This window comes from Pseudoalteromonas sp. G5_S1_14_S5 (assembly GCF_054968605.1).
In genome coordinates, this window is record NZ_JBQKUM010000026.1 from 39,116 (window position 1) to 60,484 (window position 21,369).

18 protein-coding genes are annotated in these 21,369 nt (G+C 43.7%); 4 read left to right on the forward strand and 14 right to left on the reverse strand.

The features are described 5' to 3' along the window. Nucleotides 1-38: 38 nt before the first annotated feature. The 3 genes from ACTRWI_RS09915 to ACTRWI_RS09925 all read right to left on the reverse strand — a co-directional run bounded on the left by ACTRWI_RS09915 (nucleotide 39) and on the right by ACTRWI_RS09925 (nucleotide 3,562). Complete coding sequence (locus ACTRWI_RS09915) at nucleotides 39-1,106, reverse strand: S1 family peptidase (protein WP_499130946.1); 1,068 nt, start codon at nucleotides 1,104-1,106, stop codon at nucleotides 39-41. A 250-nt stretch (nucleotides 1,107-1,356) separates the two neighbouring features. Beyond that, a complete protein-coding gene (gcvT, locus tag ACTRWI_RS09920; protein WP_499130947.1) occupies nucleotides 1,357-2,490 on the reverse strand; it encodes a glycine cleavage system aminomethyltransferase GcvT in 1,134 nt (377 codons plus the stop codon). Nucleotides 2,491-2,938: 448 nt separating this feature from the next. Further along, a complete protein-coding gene (locus tag ACTRWI_RS09925) occupies nucleotides 2,939-3,562 on the reverse strand; it encodes a helix-turn-helix domain-containing protein (RefSeq protein ID WP_499130949.1) in 624 nt (207 codons plus the stop codon). A 440-nt stretch (nucleotides 3,563-4,002) separates the two neighbouring features. Between ACTRWI_RS09925 and ACTRWI_RS09930 the strand changes: the two genes are divergently transcribed. From ACTRWI_RS09930 to gcvP, 3 genes are all read left to right on the forward strand, one after another. Continuing rightward, nucleotides 4,003-5,295, forward strand: a complete 1,293-nt coding sequence (locus tag ACTRWI_RS09930; RefSeq protein WP_499130951.1) for a serine hydroxymethyltransferase — start codon at nucleotides 4,003-4,005, stop codon at nucleotides 5,293-5,295. A gap of 51 nt (nucleotides 5,296-5,346) precedes the next feature. After that, nucleotides 5,347-5,727 (forward strand): glycine cleavage system protein GcvH, encoded by a 381-nt coding sequence (gcvH, locus tag ACTRWI_RS09935; RefSeq protein ID WP_008216962.1) that lies wholly within the window; start codon nucleotides 5,347-5,349, stop codon nucleotides 5,725-5,727. A gap of 90 nt (nucleotides 5,728-5,817) precedes the next feature. Continuing rightward, nucleotides 5,818-8,697 (forward strand): aminomethyl-transferring glycine dehydrogenase, encoded by a 2,880-nt coding sequence (gene gcvP, locus ACTRWI_RS09940; RefSeq protein WP_499130954.1) that lies wholly within the window; start codon nucleotides 5,818-5,820, stop codon nucleotides 8,695-8,697. Nucleotides 8,698-9,055: 358 nt separating this feature from the next. On the opposite strand, the gene ACTRWI_RS09945 is transcribed toward gcvP, so the two are convergent. Next, entirely contained in the window at nucleotides 9,056-9,346 is a 291-nt protein-coding gene (locus ACTRWI_RS09945) for a hypothetical protein (protein WP_499130955.1), read from the reverse strand. A gap of 262 nt (nucleotides 9,347-9,608) precedes the next feature. On the opposite strand from ACTRWI_RS09945, the gene ACTRWI_RS09950 reads away from it, so the two are divergent. Beyond that, a complete protein-coding gene (locus ACTRWI_RS09950; RefSeq protein WP_499130956.1) occupies nucleotides 9,609-10,997 on the forward strand; it encodes an MATE family efflux transporter in 1,389 nt (462 codons plus the stop codon). A gap of 345 nt (nucleotides 10,998-11,342) precedes the next feature. On the opposite strand, the gene ACTRWI_RS09955 is transcribed toward ACTRWI_RS09950, so the two are convergent. From ACTRWI_RS09955 to ACTRWI_RS10000, 10 genes are all read right to left on the reverse strand, one after another. Further along, nucleotides 11,343-11,987: a LysE family translocator gene (locus tag ACTRWI_RS09955; RefSeq protein ID WP_499130958.1), complete on the reverse strand. Its 645-nt coding sequence runs from the start codon at nucleotides 11,985-11,987 to the stop codon at nucleotides 11,343-11,345. 396 nt (nucleotides 11,988-12,383) lie between these two features. Then, nucleotides 12,384-13,244 carry a delta-class carbonic anhydrase gene (locus tag ACTRWI_RS09960; protein ID WP_499130960.1) on the reverse strand — a complete coding sequence of 287 codons (861 nt, stop codon included), beginning with the start codon at nucleotides 13,242-13,244 and terminating at the stop codon, nucleotides 12,384-12,386. Nucleotides 13,245-13,611: 367 nt separating this feature from the next. Beyond that, the gene (locus ACTRWI_RS09965; protein ID WP_499130961.1) at nucleotides 13,612-14,082 is read right to left on the reverse strand and encodes a hypothetical protein; all 471 of its coding nucleotides are present in this window, start codon (nucleotides 14,080-14,082) and stop codon (nucleotides 13,612-13,614) included. A 302-nt stretch (nucleotides 14,083-14,384) separates the two neighbouring features. Continuing rightward, on the reverse strand, nucleotides 14,385-14,582 hold the full coding sequence (locus ACTRWI_RS09970; protein ID WP_499130963.1) for a VOC family protein: 198 nt from the start codon (nucleotides 14,580-14,582) through the stop codon (nucleotides 14,385-14,387). A gap of 273 nt (nucleotides 14,583-14,855) precedes the next feature. After that, nucleotides 14,856-16,880: a M4 family metallopeptidase gene (locus tag ACTRWI_RS09975; protein ID WP_499130966.1), complete on the reverse strand. Its 2,025-nt coding sequence runs from the start codon at nucleotides 16,878-16,880 to the stop codon at nucleotides 14,856-14,858. Between the two features lie 400 nt (nucleotides 16,881-17,280). Further along, the gene (locus ACTRWI_RS09980; protein WP_499130980.1) at nucleotides 17,281-17,553 is read right to left on the reverse strand and encodes a YbbD-related protein; all 273 of its coding nucleotides are present in this window, start codon (nucleotides 17,551-17,553) and stop codon (nucleotides 17,281-17,283) included. A 91-nt stretch (nucleotides 17,554-17,644) separates the two neighbouring features. After that, a complete protein-coding gene (gene trpS, locus ACTRWI_RS09985) occupies nucleotides 17,645-18,667 on the reverse strand; it encodes a tryptophan--tRNA ligase (protein WP_499130968.1) in 1,023 nt (340 codons plus the stop codon). A gap of 308 nt (nucleotides 18,668-18,975) precedes the next feature. Then, the gene (gene dsdA, locus ACTRWI_RS09990) at nucleotides 18,976-20,307 is read right to left on the reverse strand and encodes a D-serine ammonia-lyase (protein ID WP_499130970.1); all 1,332 of its coding nucleotides are present in this window, start codon (nucleotides 20,305-20,307) and stop codon (nucleotides 18,976-18,978) included. 132 nt (nucleotides 20,308-20,439) lie between these two features. Beyond that, complete coding sequence (locus ACTRWI_RS09995) at nucleotides 20,440-20,781, reverse strand: helix-turn-helix transcriptional regulator (RefSeq protein ID WP_499130973.1); 342 nt, start codon at nucleotides 20,779-20,781, stop codon at nucleotides 20,440-20,442. 6 nt (nucleotides 20,782-20,787) lie between these two features. Then, complete coding sequence (locus ACTRWI_RS10000) at nucleotides 20,788-21,177, reverse strand: hypothetical protein (protein ID WP_499130975.1); 390 nt, start codon at nucleotides 21,175-21,177, stop codon at nucleotides 20,788-20,790. Nucleotides 21,178-21,369: the final 192 nt, after the last annotated feature.

The following is a 21,369-nucleotide window of genomic DNA, read 5'->3' on the forward strand; positions in this document are numbered from 1 at the left end:
ATTTCTACGAAACGTCGACTTATTCAAACAATGTATATCTAACGCTTAACCGCTTTTCTAACACCAGCAATCAATATCAGCATACCAAGCAAACCATACGAAACACTGCCGCCGGAACCAGATGGCGTAAGGGAATTGATATACGCGGCACGCTTAGCATTGGTAGAGACAAACTTAGGTGTTTCATTGCCAGCAACTACACTATCAATCCAAGCTTCATAGTCAAGGATCTCGGTGAATACAGATGTCACTTTCACGCCGGAAGTTATACTACCGCCACCACAAGTTTCAGGGCCAAAACTGGTAATACCTACTTGTCGGTAGTCAGCACCATCCTTCCAATACACTGGCCCCCCTGAGTCGCCCTGGCATGTACCACCATATAGCCGAGTGAGCATACTATAATCACCAATAAAACAGAGTTGATTATCAGTTAACGCAGAACCATCTATAAAGGCTGAAGCACAAGTACTGTTATCCACATAGTTAAGTGGCGCTTTCTGTAATATCGTTGTGGAATCAAAACCAGAACGAGTATCACCATGCCCTACTGCGACGAAATCATTAACTGCGCTGCGATAAGAATCGTTCGACGGACGCTTAACCACATCATTCACTGAATCAATGTTCAATGCACTTTCAAGTTTTAAAACAGCAACGTCGTTACGTAGAAGATCACTTAGGTTATCTGAGTAATCACTTCGATAGTAAACTTCAACTACGCGCGATTTCTGGATATTACCATTAGGAAATTCAGACGTATCTTCAAGTTGCGGTACCACTGTTGTAAACAGCTGACCTTCTTCATTACCGTAAATACAGTGCGCGGCGGTCAGAATATGAGTCGGATCTAAAATGGTTGCGCCGCAATAGGCACCTGTTGAATACACACCATCGTAATCAATACGATCGATAAACAAACTCGCCATTGAAGGGAAATCGCTAACTGATGCATTGCTGCCATTAACAATATAAGGTGCCACGCCCGCATCAGGAGCCGGTTCAACCGCATTCTCTGTCGCCATAACACTTGATGAATAAATCAGCGGCGCTAAAAGACCTACAACGACTTTGTTTATAGGACTAATTGCTTGATTGAAATTCATAGATAACTCCTTGTAACACAAACAACTCATTTATAATACGAATAGTTCCCAACAATAACATGCTACGACTTTCAGTACAGCGTGTTTTTACAATCTCAACACGACATTTTTTTAAACATGTCAACGGAGAAGGACAGGATACTGATGGTCGAAGATCCAACCAAAACAGAAAAGCCTACCGTTAAACATCCCTAAAAAGAGAAGCTAACAATAGGCTTTAATTATTCTTTGTACGTTCTCTTACAAGAGACTAGCCACGGTAATAACGTTGAGGTACGAATGGCATTTTTTCTACTGTCATTGGTAGCTTCTTACCACGAACTTCAGCAAACACTTCTGTACCGATAGCAGCAAGATCAGTGCGTACATACGCCATTGAAACAGGCTTACCCGCGTTAGGGCCAGCAGTACCACTCGTTACCACACCTACTTTGTTTCCTTCCGCATCAAACAGTTCTGCACCTTCACGTACAGGAGCTTTAGTTTGTCCCACTAGGCCAACACGCTTACGTTGAACGTCTTTAGTTGCGATTTGTTCAAGGATGATATCAGCACCTGGGAAACCGCCAGCACGCTCACCGGCAGTGCGACGAACCTTTTGAATACCCCACAGAAGGCTAGCTTCTACTGGTGTTGTCGTTGTATCTAGATCGTGACCGTATAAGCAAAGACCACATTCAAGACGAAGTGAGTCACGCGCACCAAGGCCAATCCACTCTACTTCAGCTTCTGCCGCGAGTTTACGTGCTAAAGCTTCTGCATGATCGTTCGGTACAGAGATTTCGTAGCCATCTTCACCTGTGTAGCCACTGCGGCTTACTATGCATTCAACACCGTCAACATCAACTTTTTGAACGTCCATGAATAGCATGTCTGCAACACTTGGTTGGAAACGAGCAAGAACTTCAGCCGCTTTAGGGCCTTGAAGTGCTAATAGTGCACGGTCATCAATCACTTCCATCTCTACATCTGCAGGAAGGTGAGCGGTAAGATGGTCGATGTCTTGTGTTTTACAAGCTGCGTTAACAACAACAAATAGGTGATCGCCTAGGTTTGCAACCATAAGGTCATCCATGATGCCGCCCTGCTCATTAGTAAAGAACGCGTATCGCTGCTTACCAGCAGGAAGATCGATAATATCAACAGGAACTAGAGATTCTAAAACAGCGGCTGCGTTTTCACCGTGTAGGCGCAACTGCCCCATGTGAGAAACATCAAAAAGACCAGCAGCGTCACGAGTATGTAAGTGCTCTTTCTTTACACCTAGTGGATACTGAACTGGCATGTCGTAGCCAGCGAAAGGAACCATTTTTGCGCCCACTTCTACGTGAAGTGCGTGCAGAGGTGTTTTTAGTAGGTCTTGATTAGCGTGTTCTTGAGTCATTTTCTTCTCCATGAAGCGTTGCAGGCTTTCCAAAGTCGAGTCTGCCGCTTATATCTCTATTTAGAGTCGCCTCTAACGATACGGATTAACGTTAGAAACAGTAGATAGTAAAAAGTGATGTCTTTTATATAGGCTTATATCTTCAGCGTTATAAAATAAGATAGCTGTACAAAACCTCTACAACTCACCTTTTAAGAATTCACTTCAGTAAACTTCAATCAACATGAGTAAACCGTGTTCACTATAGTAAACAAGCCTGAGTCAGTTTTACACCCTTAACAAGATTAAAACAGCTCAAAATGTGACACTTAACAATTTAAAAACAATTTTCAATCGCATACAAAAACGCGATATTGATGCTTTTCACAGCAATATCGCGCCTTTTTGCAAACGTTACAAACAAAAGCAAACGTTTGCATTCACTATAAGAAATTCTAGTTTTGTTCACTTATTTTGCAGTCACCCATAAAATAAGTGCATCTTCTGTACTGGTGGAAATCAACATGTGCCCCATGTTTGCGTCGTAATACATGCTATCCCCTTCACTCATCGGTACAGGTTCATAGAATTCTGAATAGAACATCACATCACCGGAGATAACCATCAAGAATTCTTCACCATCGTGGCGAACCCAATCGTTATACTCTTCAAAGGTGCGTGCTCTCACTCGGCTTTTGAATGGCATCATCTTTTTATTGGAAAGCTCAGTCGCCAACAATTCATGCTCGTAAGTTGGTGTTGGATGAGGTTTACCCTGTCCTGCCTTAGTTAAGTCACGACGTCCCGTTGCAACTTTTTTCCTTGGTGGCTCAAAGAGTTGTGGCATGTCGATTTGTAAACCCATTGCCAGTTTCTGCATTGCTTGAAACGTTGGCGAAATTTGTTCGTTCTCAATCTTACTCAGCGTAGAGCGTGCTAAGCCGGTACGTTGGCTCGCCTCTTCTAACGTAATGCCTAACTTGCCGCGGATATCTTTAATACGATGACCAAGCTTCAGTGGCTCGATATTCTGATCTACCGTTTCCTTCGCTAGCGTTAAAGATGGGTACTCATCATAAATGTCTTCTGACATAGGTCCCTCATTCATTTATTACTTCCTGTCTAATAAATTCATTGTTGCATGAAGCGCTTTGTTGATTAAAGAGCACACAGAGAAATAAAGCGTGCTCCCTGTAGCAAATCTAGAAAAACTGTTTCCTATTGGAAATTTATGTTGAAAATTGATTTTATCGGAGCTATGTTATCGACTTGTTAGATGAAGAGATGCTACTTCAGCTTGCAGCAAATGATAGATTTAACATTTGCAAGGGCTGTTTTTTACCCGAAATTTTTGGGAACCAATTCGTGCTGCATTGACCCTACAACGATCGTTTTGATGCTATGGTCGTATAAATAACAATCAACGTACTATTTATACATCTATATAACGCAAACGATACCGATGCAGAAATCTAAGTAAGACCTAATGGACTATAAAAACAATCACCATTAGCTTAATGAAAGGTCTCGACAATGAACGCTTACCAAAACCATAGCTTAGACAGTTTTTTCTCTACGAACCTATCTGCGACTGACGACGCAGTATTTGCTGGAATCCAAGCAGAGAACACTCGTCAAAACGATCAAATCGAACTTATTGCTTCTGAAAACATCGTTTCTAAAGCAGTAATGCAAGCTCAAGGCACTTGCCTTACCAACAAATACGCAGAAGGCTACCCAGGACGTCGTTACTACGGTGGTTGTGAGCACGTAGATACAGTAGAAGCTATTGCGATTGAACGTGCAAAACAGCTATTCAAGTGTGAATACGCGAACGTACAACCTCACTCAGGTGCTCAAGCGAACGGTGCAGTTAAACTTGCCCTACTTCAACCTGGCGACACTATCCTAGGTATGTCTCTTGACGCTGGTGGTCACCTTACACACGGTGCACGCCCTGCTCTTTCAGGCAAATGGTTCAACGCAGTTCAATATGGCGTAGACCGCGAAACACTAGAGATCGATTACGAAGCGGTACGCGCTCAAGCGATCGAATGCCAACCAAAAATGATTATTGCTGGTGGTAGTGCTATCCCACGCGTTATCGACTTCGCTAAATTCCGCGAAATCGCTGACGAAGTTGGCGCTATTCTAATGGTAGATATGGCACACATCGCGGGTCTTATCGCGACAGGTGCTCACCCTAGCCCACTTCCACACGCACACGTTGTAACGACAACAACGCATAAAACACTTCGTGGCCCTCGTGGTGGTATGATTCTGACTAACCACGAAGACATAAATAAAAAGATCAACTCTGCAGTATTCCCTGGCTTACAAGGCGGCCCATTAATGCACGTAATTGCAGCTAAAGCTGTCGCATTTGGTGAAGCACTTGGCCCAGAATTTAATACTTATATTAATTCAGTGATCGATAACGCAAAAGTTCTTGCTGAAGTGTTGCAAACTCGTGGTTGCGACATTGTGACTGGCGGAACTGATACGCACCTAATGCTGGTTGACCTTCGCCCTAAGGGCTTGAAAGGTAACGTAACTGAAGAAGCATTAGAGCGTGCGGGCATCACATGTAACAAAAATGGCATACCATTCGACTCAGAGAAGCCTATGATTACTTCGGGTATTCGTTTAGGTACGCCAGCTGGAACCAGTCGTGGTTTTGGCACTGAAGAATTCAAACTTATCGGTGAATGGATCGGTGATGTTCTTGATGGCTTAGTTGAAAGCCCTGAAGGCAACGCTGAAGTTGAGCAACGTGTTCGCAAGCAAGTTAAAGAGCTTTGCAAACGCTTCCCTCTTTACCGTTAATCCGTTTTTAAGATTTAAATTAAAACCTCATAAATTTTTGGAGAATAAGCAATGGACAATACACTTAAGTTTGCAGACAGCCACGAGTGGGTAAAAGACAACGGTGACGGTACTGTAACTATTGGTATTTCTGAGCACGCTCAAGAGATGCTAGGTGACGTTGTGTTTGTTGACCTGCCTGAAACTGAAGACGAAATTGAAGCTGGCGAAAGCTTCTCTCTGGTTGAATCAGTTAAAGCTGCTTCTGATATCTACGCACCAATCTCTGGTGAAATCGTAGAAATCAACGAAGAACTAGAAGATAGCCCAGAGCTAATCAACGAAGAACCTTATGAAGGTGGTTGGATTGTTAAAGTGAAGATGTCTGATGCGTCTGAACTAGACAACCTTAAAGATGCGGAAGAATACCTAAGCTCTATCGAAGAAGACTAATAGGTAACCTCATTACGATAAAGCTGCTCTTGTGAGCAGCTTAATTTTAGGGGCTAGCTCACGGCTCCAGAGAGAAAGTAGAACGATATCATGACTGAATTACTTCAAAGCCAATTACTGAAAGACTTGGGTACACAAAACGAGTTTGTCGCTCGTCATAACGGCCCAAATAAAGCAGACCAGCAAAAAATGCTTGAGGCGATCAACGCGACTAGCCTAGACGCACTGATCGACGAAACGGTTCCTGCACAAATCCGTCTTGAAAAACCAATGACACTTGCTGCACCACTGAGCGAAAAGGACATGCTGACCTCTCTTAAAGAGATCGCTAACCTAAACCAAATGAAACGTACTTTCATTGGCCAGGGCTACTACAACACATTCACTCCAAACGTTATTCTACGTAACGTTTTAGAGAACCCAGGCTGGTACACAGCTTACACACCATACCAACCAGAGATTTCTCAAGGTCGCCTTGAGTCTCTGCTTAACTACCAACAAATGGTCATGGATCTGACGGGTATGGAAATCGCTAATGCGTCTCTTCTTGATGAAGCGACAGCGGCCGGCGAAGCAATGACACTGTGTAAGCGAGCTGGTAAAAGCAAGAGCAAAGTATTCTTCGTTGCTGACGATGTTCACCCTCAAACACTAGAAGTTGTTAAAACGCGTGCTGAGTACATCGGTTTTGAAGTAATGGTTGGTGCTCTTGAAACACTTCCAGAGCAAGACGTATTTGGTGCGTTAGTTCAATACCCTGGCACAACAGGCGAAGTTCGTGATCTAACAGACATCATTGCGAAAGCTCAAGCTAACAAAACACTAGTTACAGTTGCTACTGACTTACTTGCTTCTGCTTTACTTAAGCCTGCGGGCGAAATGGGCGCAGACGTAGTTATCGGTTCAGCACAACGTTTCGGTGTTCCTATGGGTTACGGCGGTCCGCACGCTGCATTCATGGGTACTCGTGAAAAGCACAAGCGAACAATGCCAGGTCGTGTAATCGGTGTTTCTATCGATACGCACGGTAACCAAGCATTACGTATGGCAATGCAAACTCGTGAGCAACATATCCGCCGCGAGAAAGCGACATCGAACATCTGTACAGCTCAAGCTCTGCTAGCAAACATGGCGTCTTTCTACGCGGTTTACCACGGTGCAGAAGGCCTACGTACTATTGCTCGTCGTACACACCACATGACAGCTATCCTAGCAGCCGGCCTGACTAAAGCGGGTTACGAGCTAACGAACAACAGCTTCTTCGATACCATCACAATCAACTCTGACGAGAAGACAGATGCACTGTATGCGAAAGCGCAAGCAGCAGACATTAACTTACGTCTACTTCCAGGTAAGATCGGTATCAGTTTAGACGAAACAACTACTGAAGATGATGTGAATGCCCTATTCGCTGTCTTCGACGTGAAAGAAGACGTTCAAGCACTTTCTTCTGCCATTGCATCAAACGAGTTTGCAGCAATTCCAGAAAGCTGCCGTCGTGAATCTGAGTTCCTTACTCACCCAGTATTCAACACGCACCACAGCGAAACGCAAATGATGCGTTACCTGAAACAGCTTGAGAACAAAGACTTCTCACTAACGCACGGCATGATCCCACTGGGCAGCTGTACGATGAAGCTGAACGCTGCTGCTGAGATGATCCCAGTAACATGGCCTGAGTTTGGTTCAATTCACCCATTCGCTCCTCTAGAGCAAGCGGCGGGTTACACAGCGCTAGCGAAAGATCTTAAAGAGAAGCTATGTGAAATCACCGGTTACGACGATTTCTCACTACAGCCTAACTCTGGTGCATCTGGTGAATACGCAGGCCTAATCGCGATTCAACGTTACCACGCAAGCCGCGGTGAAGCTCACCGTAACGTTTGTCTGATTCCAAGCTCAGCGCACGGTACTAACCCTGCTACAGCATCAATGGTTTCAATGAAGGTAGTGGTTGTTAAGTGTGATGAAGATGGCAACATCGACATGACAGACCTAGAAGCGAAAATCGAGAAACACAAAGACAACCTATCAAGCATCATGATCACTTACCCTTCTACGCACGGCGTATACGAAGAGCAAGTGAAAGAAGTGTGTGAACAAGTACACGCAGCGGGCGGTCAGGTTTACCTAGACGGCGCGAACATGAACGCTCAAGTAGGTCTAACTTCACCTGGCTTCATCGGTTCAGACGTATCTCACTTGAACCTACACAAAACATTCTGTATTCCACACGGTGGTGGCGGTCCGGGTATGGGTCCTATCGGCGTTAAATCGCACCTAGCACCTTTCCTACCGGGTCACATCGAAAACGGTGTACAAGGTTCTGACTACGCGGTATCAGCAGCAGATCTAGGTAGTGCTTCAATCCTACCTATCTCGTGGGCTTACATCGCAATGATGGGCGAACCTGGCCTAACAGACGCAACTAAAGTAGCGATTCTGAACGCGAACTACGTGATGGAAAAACTACGTCCTCACTACCCTGTTCTTTACCGTGGTACTAACGGCCGCGTAGCGCACGAATGTATTATCGATATTCGTCCGCTAAAAGAAGAGACAGGCATCAGCGAAGAAGATATTGCCAAACGTCTAATGGACTTCGGTTTCCACGCGCCTACTATGTCTTTCCCAGTTGCTGGCACGCTAATGGTTGAGCCTACTGAGTCTGAAGACCTAGAAGAGCTAGACCGTTTCTGTGAAGCGATGATCGCAATCCGCCATGAAATGGCAGCAGTGAAAAACGGTGAATGGCCACTAGACAACAACCCTCTAGTGAACGCACCTCACACTCAAGTTGACCTAGCTGGCGCAGAATGGGATCGCCCTTACTCTCGTGAACTTGGTTGTTTCCCATCGAAAGCAACGAAGAACTCGAAGTACTGGCCTACTGTTAACCGTGTAGACAACGTATACGGCGACCGTAACCTAATTTGTTCTTGCCCAAGCATCGATAACTACGAAGATTAATTCGTAGCGATGCTAAGCAGCGAAACATAAAAAAGGCGAACCAAACGGTTCGCCTTTTAGTTTTCTGATATTCGAGGTAAACAAATGCATTGACCTTACCGTAATGGAAAGGTTTAAGATGAAATGAATCCAATGATGAATGAGGAAACTATTATGGGATGTTGTAATAAAGCGCCAAAAGGTGGAGCCCCTCTTGGCTTACTTTTAAAAGTCACGCTTGGGATTGGTCTTTTTTGTTTCTGCTGGCGTTGTGGCAGTAGACGAGATGGACAGCGTTAGGTTTGCAGCTAGGAAGTAATGGTATGAACAAGATAGATAGCGCCAAGTTGATATTGGCGCCATAGTGTTTATTGGCTGTTTACCCTATTGGTTTACATGTTCCTAAAAACGTACTTTGATACTTATAGGATTCAATTACACCTTGCTCATCCGTAATAAAAGTATAGGTGCAACTGTCATTGAAGATCCTATATTCTGCCTCAATCACACCATCATCTTTAGACTTAATTTGGTAAGGTTCTCCCCACTGATCTAAAAGTTTATCTATATGATGCCCGGTCCAACTTTCACCAAAGTAGCTCTCAGTCACAAGTAAAGAACAACCACTTAGGACGAGCGCAAACACTAAACTCAGCAGTCTTAATTTCATAACGGTTAACCTAATCATTCATACGGATGCAAGGGTAACAATTAAATAATTAACATTAAAGATATAACGAGGGCGCATTAAATCCGTGTAGTAACCATCACAACCTATCCTTACCTCCGAGCAAGTGAAACTCTATAAATCCAATGCTTGACCCTATACGGTAAGGTGTTTATATTGTCGCCGCCCAAATGGGGCACATCCTAAAATGCACACCGGCCATCCTGCCCTCACTGGTGCGTTTATATTGGTGTTTTGAACTTCCATGCTAACAAAACTTCGTCCTTTTACTCGTGAATCGGGTGCGCTTATGCATCTTTCGATTCCAATCATTTTGACTCAAATAGCTACCCAAGCGATGGGATTTGTCGATACGACAATGGCTGGCCAAGTAAGCCCTGCCGATCTGGCCGCAATTGCACTTGGCACTAGCCTATGGATTCCTGTGTTGCTGTTGCTGCGTGGTGTGATTATGGCGTTAACGCCTGTAGTCGCTTTCCACCGAGGCGCACGTGATTTCCCAAGTATCTCTGTCGAGTTCTTCCAAATGGTATGGCTTGCAATAATTGCCAGCGTACTACTCATCGCTTACCTCGTAAGTGCCAAACCAATCTTAGAATGGATTGGCGTTGCATCAGAGATTATTCCTATCGGCAGTGACTATGCGTTTGCCCTAGCCTTTGGTGTGCCAGGTATTGCCCTGTTTTACACTTTGAATGGCTTCTGTGAAGGTATGAACAACACCAAAGTACCGATGATCATTTCGGTAATTGGTTTGTTGATTAATATTCCGGTCAACTACGTGCTTATCTACGGTAAGTTTGGTTTCCCTGAAATGGGTGCTGTGGGCTGTGGTTGGGCAACGAGTTTAGTGTATTGGCTAATGTCGGGTATGCTGTATTCCTACATTAAGGGTCATCATCATTACAAAACGATTATTAGCTTTACAGACGCGAAGCCAAAAGCAAAAGAGATGCTTCACCTTCTAAAGCTTGGTTTACCTATCGGTATGAACATCGCTGTGTGTGGCAGTATCTTTGCGGTTATCGCATTAATGATAGGCCGTATTGGTGCAGAGAACGTAGCAGCAGCGCAAATCGCTCTCAATATATCGAGCCTGACTTACGTGATCCCAATGAGTATCTCGTTTGGCATTACGATTCGTGTTGGTCACGCTTTGGGTGAAAAAGACGAACTTGGTGCGATTGAGCGCAGTAAAGTCGGTATTTTGGTGGCAGCATTGATCTCGTTGCTTTCGGTAGCGATGTTCCTACTGTTCCCGGAATTAATCATTAGGCTATACACGACAGACCCAGTAATCAGCGCAACGGCAGCGGTATTGCTTACCTTTACCGCTATGTACCAATTCAGTGACGCTCTGCAAACCTCTGCAAATGGTGCTCTGCGTGGCTATAAAGATACTAAGATCCCAATGATCTTAGCCATCGCTTCATACTGGGGCTTAGCGTTACCTATGGGCATGGTATTGGGCTTAACCGACTACGTGGTTCCAGCAATGGGCGAAGAAGGCTTTTGGATTGGCATTCTAACGGGCTTGAGTGTTTCAGCAGCTCTGATGCTCCTTCGCTTACGATACGTGATTAAGAAACGTGACTTGCCACCAGCAGATACGATCTGCGAAAAATTGAATTAAACCATTCAACTAATACAAAAAAGCGCGTTACTGCCCATTGGTAATACCGCGCTTTTTATTCTTTCTCTAAAAGCTAAGAATGCGTTTGTTTAACACTCAACATTCACAACACGAACCTTACACACCTTTCCGGAGGACATTGACTCGCATTAGAATGCCCAAAAGAGTCATGAATAAGCTTTCTATCAATAATACTGTGGGACGAATGAGACTATATACGGATCAACTCTAATTCAATTATTTGAGCTAAAGCATGAACGACCAAATAGAAGCTGCATATAGCTAACGAAAAGGCGAACCAATTTGGTTCGCCTTTTTTAAATAATCGAGCTTAACAAGTCGTTTTTATCGATTAATCGCCAGATATGAGCCTGCAGCAATCATTATTCCACCAGCGCTTTGATTTAAGCGTTTATGCGCGCGCGGGGTTTTCAGCAAAGCCACCATACGCCCTGCTCCCATTGCAATCAGCATTAATCCAGCCATTAGTGCAATAGAAGCTAATACAGAAACTAAGACGATATCTTGTGAGCGTAAAACCGTCAGATCAACAAACGTGGGTAAGAAAGAAATATAAAACAGAATCACTTTAGGGTTTGACTCAGAGAACAGAAAACCTTGCGCGAAACTAGTAAGTTCTGATTTCTGACTTTTTTTGGCCGCGTGCCCTGCCGAGCCTTGCACCTCAGGTAAGACCTTGAACATCTTGTACCCAAGGTAAATAAGGTAAGCTGCGCCGACATAACGAATGATCTCGAAAGCAAATGACCAGTTTTCCGCAATAGTTGCCAAGCCAAAACAAGCAAGCGCTAGATAAATAAGATCACTGCATATCATACCTAACGACAGGGAAATGCACTTGCGCCATCCATCGACCATTCCACGTGCCAAAATCGCAAATACACCTGGCCCCGGAGTAATGCCAAATATAAACATGGCAATAAAGAATGTAACCGCACCTTCAAACGACATGGGCTTGTTCTTATTCATAGCTCAACACAATATTATCTGAACGTAACATGCGAACTTAAAGGGAGTAAAGGAACTATTCATCGATTCTTTACTAACGGTACCAAGGCGTTTAAATTTCCTTTTATTATTAGCTTATACCAATCGTAGTAAATAACTGGTCATCCTAGCTTGTTAAAAACCTCGATAACTTCGTTAGGATTTTTGATTGTAGAATAACTACTTAGCAGAAAATCCTACCTTGTTCTCAAGCTTTTTCCTGCGCTATTCCTGAACACTTACTTGCTGTGATTGGTATTAGAATATTCACCTAATGACAGCCGTTCGCCAATGAACAACACTCAAAAGCCTTTATTACGAAAAAAGCGAACCGTATGGCTCGCTCTTAATATTTTAGCTTCAGTTGAAAAAACTGAACTAGTTCGCGATTGGTGACAGCAACTTAGGGTTTACGACTAAGTTTCTCACTCCGTGTGCGTGGTCTTCATTAAAATCGTTATCCTCACACCAGCTACCAACTGTTGCGATGCTCACTTTCGCCACTTGTGGTCTCACGCTCCATGTTACTTGGAATGGTGAGCCTTGCTCATTGTAGCCAGGTCCGGTAGTAGAGCCTGCATATTGAATCGCAGAGCCAGTATTTTGTGGAATGTTGGTCGCTTGGTGCAAACCGTTCACTTTAGAGTGTTTAGCTAGCTCTTCAAAATCGAGCGCATTGTCGTCGTTCACTAAGACGTAAACTTGGGTTTCTACACGCAACTGAGGGTTGGTAATCGCATCATTGAAACACGCCCCCAATGTTTCCCCAGGTCCCACTTGTGCGGTTGAGTAAACATAATGCACCTCGATAGTATCACCAGAATGAAGTGAACCATGGTCGCTCGGGCAAATATCCTGACCGAATGGCTTCAGCTCAGCCTCACTTAGGTTACCTGTGTATTTGAATCCACTCTGGAAACCTTTGCCGTCACCATTACCTGCATACTGGGTAAACTCGCCGCCTTTGTGCTCTGCATTTTTATGAAAGTGAATATTACATAAGTTCATCGCGGATGAATCTGGCGCATCAGAAAACAGACGCTCGTTAGTCCCTTCGTATGAACCTAGATCACGTGGTGCCTGCGGACCAAAACCTTTGCCTTGTGTATTTTCGGACAGTTGTGCCCTTTGTTCTGCGATAACGCTGTCTGAAACCGCCTCATGGCTAGCATCAGACGCACTCGCCTGTGTCGATAACATAATCATGGCGACGCTTAAAAACACACTTTTGTTTTTCATATCTCTTCCCTAGACTCTTATTTAACCTAACTGACTGTGTCACAACGGCATATTAATATGCTCACGAGTGAATACAAGGCATTGTCTTTGTAAGATTAGATTTCGATGCTTACTTTGGGAGAGTATTCAAACCCTTGGTACATATCACAAGAGCAATAGGGTTAAATACGGTGACTCCCTTCCATAACAAGTAAATAGCGAACTGCGCTGACGTACCCCTTACTCAACTCCAACTCTTATTGCGTTAGTGAGCAGAAACAAGACGTTACGTAATCATGACGAATTTACTGCCAGTCACCAAATTCAGGATCAAAAAAGGCGAACCCATTAGCTCGCCTATTTTTTAGTCGCGATTTTTAAAATCCAGCTATTGTGCTGGTCGCGTTCCTGAAGCAAATATTCCGAAAGTCATGACATTTAAAGCATCTGTCACCCCCTCTAATGATTTGACGACTTGCTTCGTTGGCCCGTTATTGAATATGTGGTTGCCCAAGCCTTTTTCGCTATGAACCTTAGCATGCTCCTCAGGGGCTTGTTTATCTGTCTCTTGGGTATTTTCATTCGCTTTAGGAGGTTCACTCAGCTCATGAGAAGCCGAACCTTCATCGCTATTGATATCACTGTCTTCTGGAGTAATAACGGAGCTGTCGTTAACGTTATCTGCGACAAGCTCAATGAGTGCTTCACTTGCCGTCTCATTAACCGCAGCCTCTTTAACACTGCTATCTAGCACTTTTCCATTACTTGGTGTGTTTTCGTCGGTTGAATTTTCACAGGTTGTCGCACAAGCGGATAAAAGCAACAGGCTAATAGTTATTGTGATTAATTTTCTGACCATGACGATTGGGACTGGATTAATACATTGTTCGATTGTAAATAAATTAGACCATAAGTTCCAGTTACACGCTTGTTTTGTCGTAACGAGATGTGTATATAATTACGTAATGCTCATAGACTCTTTGCTTTACGGAGTGTTACTTTAAGCTTAAATAGAGTAGCTGGTTTATGGATAGCACAATCCACCGACATCGACCTTCTAATAATTCGATACTTCAATTAGGTTACAATCAGGATCTCGTAGATACATTGAGGTGATCTTGTCCACCGCACCCGTTCGCTCTACAGGCCCTTCTTCGATGATCACACCTTTCCCGTTATTTGATCGAACACCTCATCAATGGGTGTGTTGGTAACGAAACATAAGTCCGCACTCCCGGCTTGGACATGCTTAGCCTCAGGCTCGATCTCTTTCCCTTGTTGATGGGGATTTATCTTTTGGTGGCCAAACGATAATGCCCAGCGTCCCTCTCCAAACTGTATAGGTTTCATTCCTAACACTCTCTGATAGAAATCTACTGTTATCTCGATATTTTTAACAGTTAATACAAGGTGAACTAGATGACTTACTTCCCTATATGATGGCTCTCCATGAATAATCGACTTCCTAGTTAAACCGTTCTACAAAAGCCCTGAATGTTTATCACTCATAATCTAGTGCTAAAAGAGTGACACAAGCATCTTATGCGTCTTTAAACCTCATTATTAACGAATAAAGAGAGTCCTTTTAAGCACTCCCTTTATTCGATTTTTCTATTTGATTAACGGGTTTACTTAGTTACACATCCCGTCAAATGTCCAATGCCAGTAACTCTGGAATGGATCTGATCCCCAGTTATCAACGTTGGCCGTAAAACGGTTACCCCAATACTGAACGGTAGCGCCTGCAGGATAGAAAATGTTTGAGCTCCACTCAGGAATATCAACACAAGAACCTTCTGGCTCTGGCTGTGGTTCAGGCAGTTCCAATAGACTGCTTACCGCTACATAAGCGTCCGTTGCCCCTTGTGCGCCAGATACCATTACGTAGATATCATCCCCTTGTATACCGCCAAAGCCACAATACTCGTAGTTATCCAAGTTGGTAGAAGAGCAATCAAAATCATTCAAGGATGCAGGGCGACCAATAGCAACATACAAATCAACGTTACCGTAACCATTGTAAGTTTGGATCCAAACATCGCTTTGAGAGCTGTTCTTTAGAACAAATTGCTGCTGATCGTTACCGCTGCTCAGCACAGGTGCAGGCAGATTAAACTCAAGAGCTTTGATGCCCGGTGTTGGTGGATTAGGGTTCGGATTCGGCTGACCGGAACCACAATCTTGAACATTAATTCCAACTTGGCTAAATGCAGTACGCACCGCTGATGCTTCGTAACCTAGCTTTTGCGCTGCCTTACAAACTCCATCTGCTCCAGCTTGGAAGTTAGATCTTGGCGTCCAGTAAAGTTGGTTAGCTGTTGCGTAAGCCATGAACGCTTTTTTAATGTCCCAACCGTTGCTGGTTGCTAAGTGGTAGAATGCTTTGTTGAAGATTCCTGAACTGTGGTGGACATCGATGCCATTGTAGTATTGGTTAACGTGATCGATAGACATACCATCTTGGCTAGGTTGAATGAAATAGCGCATCGCAGGACTGTATTTCATTACATGCTCGCCCATTTTCCAGTTAAATGTGCCATGAACATATTCACTTAAAGCTGCTGCTGCCACATCAGAGAATGACTCATTCATACCACCAGACTGACCACGGTACTCAAGGTTAGAGTTCTGTTCCGTAAAGCCATGGCTTACTTCATGCGCAATCACATCCCAGGTAGCCAATGGATACATAGACTGGTTGCCATCACCGAACGTCATCTGTTGACCGTCCCAGAACGCATTACCGTAGTTCGACCCGTAGTGCACACGCATCGTTAGTTTTTGCTGGATAGGACGAGTGTTCAACCACTCTTTATACATGTCGAAAACACGCTGGCCAAAGTAATGAGCATCGTTCATTGGCGCATATGCGCCGTTAATCGCACGATAGTCGTTGACGTTCCTACCGTAGTTACCATTACAGGCAAACTGGTGAACCTGACCGTAATCTTGGCGATTATTCATGTTCATGGTGACGACGTTTTGACTGTCCATCTGGCAATATGAATTAACTTGGAATCCACCATACTGGGTATTTGGGCCAAAGTAGTAGCGACCACTTTTTTGGTTACCACCAGGGCCTTCCGCTTCAATGAAAGCAATCCCTTCCCACTGATCAATTAATTCACCAGATTTTGCATCAACGAGCGTAATTGGGCGTGAAGGTGCCATACCTTGGGTTTGCAGGAAATCGACCTTATAGATTAGTCGAGCCTGTTGTTGGTCATCAAGCCAAATGAAAAGAGCAGCATTAGGGTTGCGCACTGTCATCACTGCAATGCCTTTATGCTGAGACTTGGCTATATCAATCGCCTGCTGCGCATTGATCATTGGCAAAGTAGAACCAATATCAGCTTCAATACCCGTTAACACTTCTCCATCAACGGCTTGAGCAATACCTCGTTGGGATAGAACAACAACGACTGAATGGCCGTAAACCGGCACCCCGTCATGAATCTGTTGCTTACGTAAGAGTGTTGTCTTGCCCGTCTCAACTCGACTTGCTTCTTGGTAACCAAGTGGTTGATTTACCAAACTAAAGCCCTGATTTTTTTGATTTAGAACGGTTGATAGATCGACATCGGAATAATTCACGACATTGGCAGCTTGAGAAGTAAACGCTATTGGGAATAGCATTAGCAAATGTGTACCACGCATACATCACCTTTATAACTTTGCTTTTGTAGATTCACTAAATGAATAAGACCACATCTTAACGATAGATTAGGCGCATGATTAAATGCACCTGGTTTTATATGTGATATTGATTCAAAAGATAACCTTTCACGAAATGAAAAATGAGAATGTAAGTCAAAAAAACCAATAAATACTTACACTTAGAAAAGCCTCAGTAAATAGATATAAAATATGAAGGGGTATCAAGTTTTGATGATTTCCTGAAATTTGATACTTCAAATTGCTACGAAATTAAGGGGCGATATTGATTTAAAATAGCAACGCCAACTCACCATCACAAAATTCAACGCTCCCATTATAAGGGAGCAATTAAAATAATGATGAGGTCTGTTGGCCATGAGTATGTTGGTTGAGGTGGGACTTAGCCTTTGGCTTTATTGAGTGTGTAAGTGATTATGTTATCGTCGTCTATATTTAACACCCAAGTGCTGTCACCGCTGGTAAAGTGAAATTCATACTTGGACGAAGTTGGTGTCAGGTTAGCGATGAACTCGGATAGTTGAGACTCATCTATACGAAAGCTCCCTTCCGAAGTATTGGTGTCTAAATCGTTATTTACTTCAATCTGTGTAGCTGAACTAGCCACGATATCTGGTAACCAGCCTCTATCAAACAAGCGACCTTGTTGAGCCAGCTAGTAAGTTACGTACTGGTCACTAACCACGTCAGAACACCTGCGGGAGACAACTACCGTAACAAGAGTGATTTTTAAATCACCCTGTCATTTAGAGTATGTTCAAACCAAACACGCCCTTTACGTCGAACAAAACAGCTTCCGTTTTCTCTCTCGAGACTCGCGTACCTTTGCGTAAAATATCAATCAGCTGTGATTTGTCATCTAACAATTCAGATCGTCGAGCTCTTATCGGCCTTAACATTTCCTGCAAGCACTCCTCTAATACCTTCTTAGTTTCTCCGTCCCCTAACCCGCCTCTGCGATAATGATCCTTTAACTCACTGACATACTTTGCGTCACTATGGAACGCATCAAGATACGTAAACACGATATTCCCTTCCACTTGGCCAGGATCTTCAATTTTTAAATGGTTTGGATCGGTATACATGGACTTCACCGCCGTTCGAATCTCTTTCTCAGTCGCACCTAGGTTAATCGCGTTACCCATCGACTTAGACATCTTGTTTTTCCCATCCGTACTCGGAAGGCGTGATGCATTACTCAGAAGCGGCTTACATTCGTTCAAAATAGATTTACCAGCGAGTGAGTTTAGCTTTCGAACAATCTCGTTTGTTTGCTCTATCATTGGCAGTTGATCATCACCAACCGGGACTAACGTCGCATTGAACGCCGTAATATCAGCTGCCTGAAATATAGGATAAGTAAAAAAGCCTGCAGGAATAGAACGGCCGAACGCCTTGTTTTGAATTTCACTTTTGACCGTAGGATTGCGCTCTAAGCGCGCTATAGATACAAGGTTACTGTAAAACATGGTCAGTTCAGCCAATGCTGGTAGCTGAGATTGAAGGCAAATCGTCGTTTTAGCTGGATCGATGCCCACAGCTAAGTAATCGGCAACGACATTGAGAATATTTGAAGATACCTTTACGGGGTTATGCGCGTTATCAGTCAAGCCCTGCATGTCGGCAACCAATATTGTTTGGTCGTGATCATGTTGTAAAGATACACGTTGTTTTAAAGATCCTACGTAATGTCCTAAATGCAAAGGACCTGTCGCGCGGTCGCCGGTAAGAATAATTTCTGATTTATTATTGTTTTGATTTGTTTTCATTAAGTATCTCCAAGTTAAAAAGGCTACTGGAGATATAAAGAGAGGACAATCTTGATGACATTCTTAGCTACCTTCCAGCAGCGTAAGAATGTGAGTATTCCGTGCTGCTCTAGAGAGAGCACCACCAGAAGAAAGCTGAAGTTGAAGCGGGATTAAATTTCATCTTTAAAACGTACCAATATTATTGGCTAACGACAAGCCATTTTATTAATTCAATTTAAGTTACTGTATTAATTGAACAATTGACAAATCTAAAAGCATGACTTGGCGAGCATCGGAGTAAATTTTTTAATCAACGGTCTGCGCAACTAAGCTGACGACTTAGCAAGGTACGCTGCCATTTCTTGCTCAGGCACCATGCCTCCACCCGTAGCCCAAACGAGATGTGTGCTGTTGGCTAGTGTCGTATCGTCGATACCGAATCTCGTCAGATACTCACTATTGTGTTCTACATGGATCGCCCCCGACATGCCCGCTAAAGCAGAGGGTTCTAGCTTGATACCTTCTGCTAGATTCAACTCACCTAACAGCTGATACATGCGCTCATCCGTTAATGTGTAGTAACCATCTAACAAACGCTCCATCGCTCTACCAACAAAGCCTGACGCGCGGCCTACGGCTAACCCATCAGCTGCTGTAAGGTTATCAATACCTAGATCTTGCACGGCAATCTCGTCATGTAACCCGGTGTGAACACCTAATAACATGCAAGGCGAATGCGTCGGCTCTGCAAAGATACAGTGAACATGGTCGCCAAACGCCATCTTCAAACCAAACGCTACACCACCAGGGCCGCCACCTACGCCACACGGTAAGTAGACAAACAACGGATGCGCTTTATCGACGACAATCTGTTGCTGCTCAAATTGCTGCTTCAGCCTTTCTCCAGCAACGGAATAACCAAGGAACAGTGTTTTCGAGTTTTCATCATCAATGAAGAAACAACTCAGGTCTTGCTCTGCCTCTTTCCGTCCTTGTTCGACCGCGACGCCGTAATCTTGCTCATACTCAACCACATTTACGCCATGTTCGCGCAGTTTGTTCTTCTTCCACTCTCTCGCATCAGCAGACATATGAACCGATACGGAAAAGCCGAGTTTCGCGCTCATAATACCAATCGACATACCTAGGTTGCCTGTAGAGCCTACCGCAATGCTGTATTGTTTAAAGAAGTCTCGAAATTCAGGCTCTAAAAGTTTGCTGTAATCATCGCTTTCACTCAGCAACCCAGCTTCAACCGCGAGTTTCTCGGCGTGAGTCAGTACCTCATAGATACCGCCACGGGCTTTGATTGATCCAGAGATGGGCAAGTGACTGTCTTTCTTCATCATCAACCGCCCTTTTATCGGCAATTGATAATGTGCCTCCAATGCTGTTTTCATCGATGGAATATCAACAAGCTCAGATTCAATTATGCCATTAGATATTTGAGTTTCAGGAAATGCTTTTGCTAGATAAGGGGCGAATCGTTGTAAACGTAGACTCGCATCAAGAATGTCTTTCTCATCCAAGCCTACATAAGGTAACCCTTGGTCTAGTGTTGTGACATTTGGGTTAAACCAAACCACCTCTTCGAGCGCCATAAGCTTATTTAGTAATGGAAAGTTACTGGTGAGGTTATTTAGATTCAGTTCAATCATGGGCTACCTTCTCTGGTATTGAGCGTTCTGCGCTATTTCAATCACTTGATGTGCAGCCTATTAGAGCTGTAATCAAGAAATGATGCAATAACCTAAGCTTGCGCGCAACCTCACTGGATGGTATTTCTCTTTCTATACCCTTGAGGCGACAGTTCTGATGTATTCACTTGGTGACAGACCAAACTTACACTTAAAGCGCTGACTAAAACGCCCTTCAGACTGGTAACCACAAGATTGAGCGAGCATCGTGACATTCTGTTGGCCATTTTGCATAAGATACAATGCATGGCTCAAACGCACTTCCGCTAACAATTCACGATACTGCATGCCTTCGAGTTTGAGCTTACGGATTAACGTCGCACGACTCATTGCAAAACGTTCTGCAACATCTTCTAAAGGGTGTTTCTCGTCTGGTGAGTGAGAAAGGTAATGACTGAGCTTTTGGTAGAAAGAGACGTTAGAACTTGTAAACAACCGATGTCAGACACCTTTCTCTGCTAGTTGTTGATACAAACCTTGCAACCAAAATTGCTGTGTTGTATCACTCATGCTTTGATGGTCAAACGTGAACAGTGCGTTCAAAGAGTCTTGCAAGTTACGATCTACTGCCACACTAGGCAAATCGGATGCATTCGAGTTCTTTTCACTCAGCTCGAGCATCGCCTGATTAGGTTGAAAATGAAAGCTGAAAACACGAGATAGGAAACGCCCTTTCTGTGGCATATTCTCAAAACTCAGTGATACCGAAGCCTCACACAACAACAAATCAGAATGAGTAAGCTCTGCTGCCCAGTCTTTCCAAAATAAACGCTTACTACCTGTGATGATTTGAATAATACTGGGGGATTTATCGGAGGGTGAAAATAACACCTATAAAACAATAGCTTACAACAAAATCAACTGAGAAATGGCGACAAGATGGCGATAATTTTATTGTCCCATGTAACCACTCGATATCTGATATTTGATGTGCTCTAACATCAATTAGGATAGTTAATATGAGGCCTGATAAAAGGATTCATTTGTCGTTTTCCAGTTACAAACATTTGAAACTCATTTTTG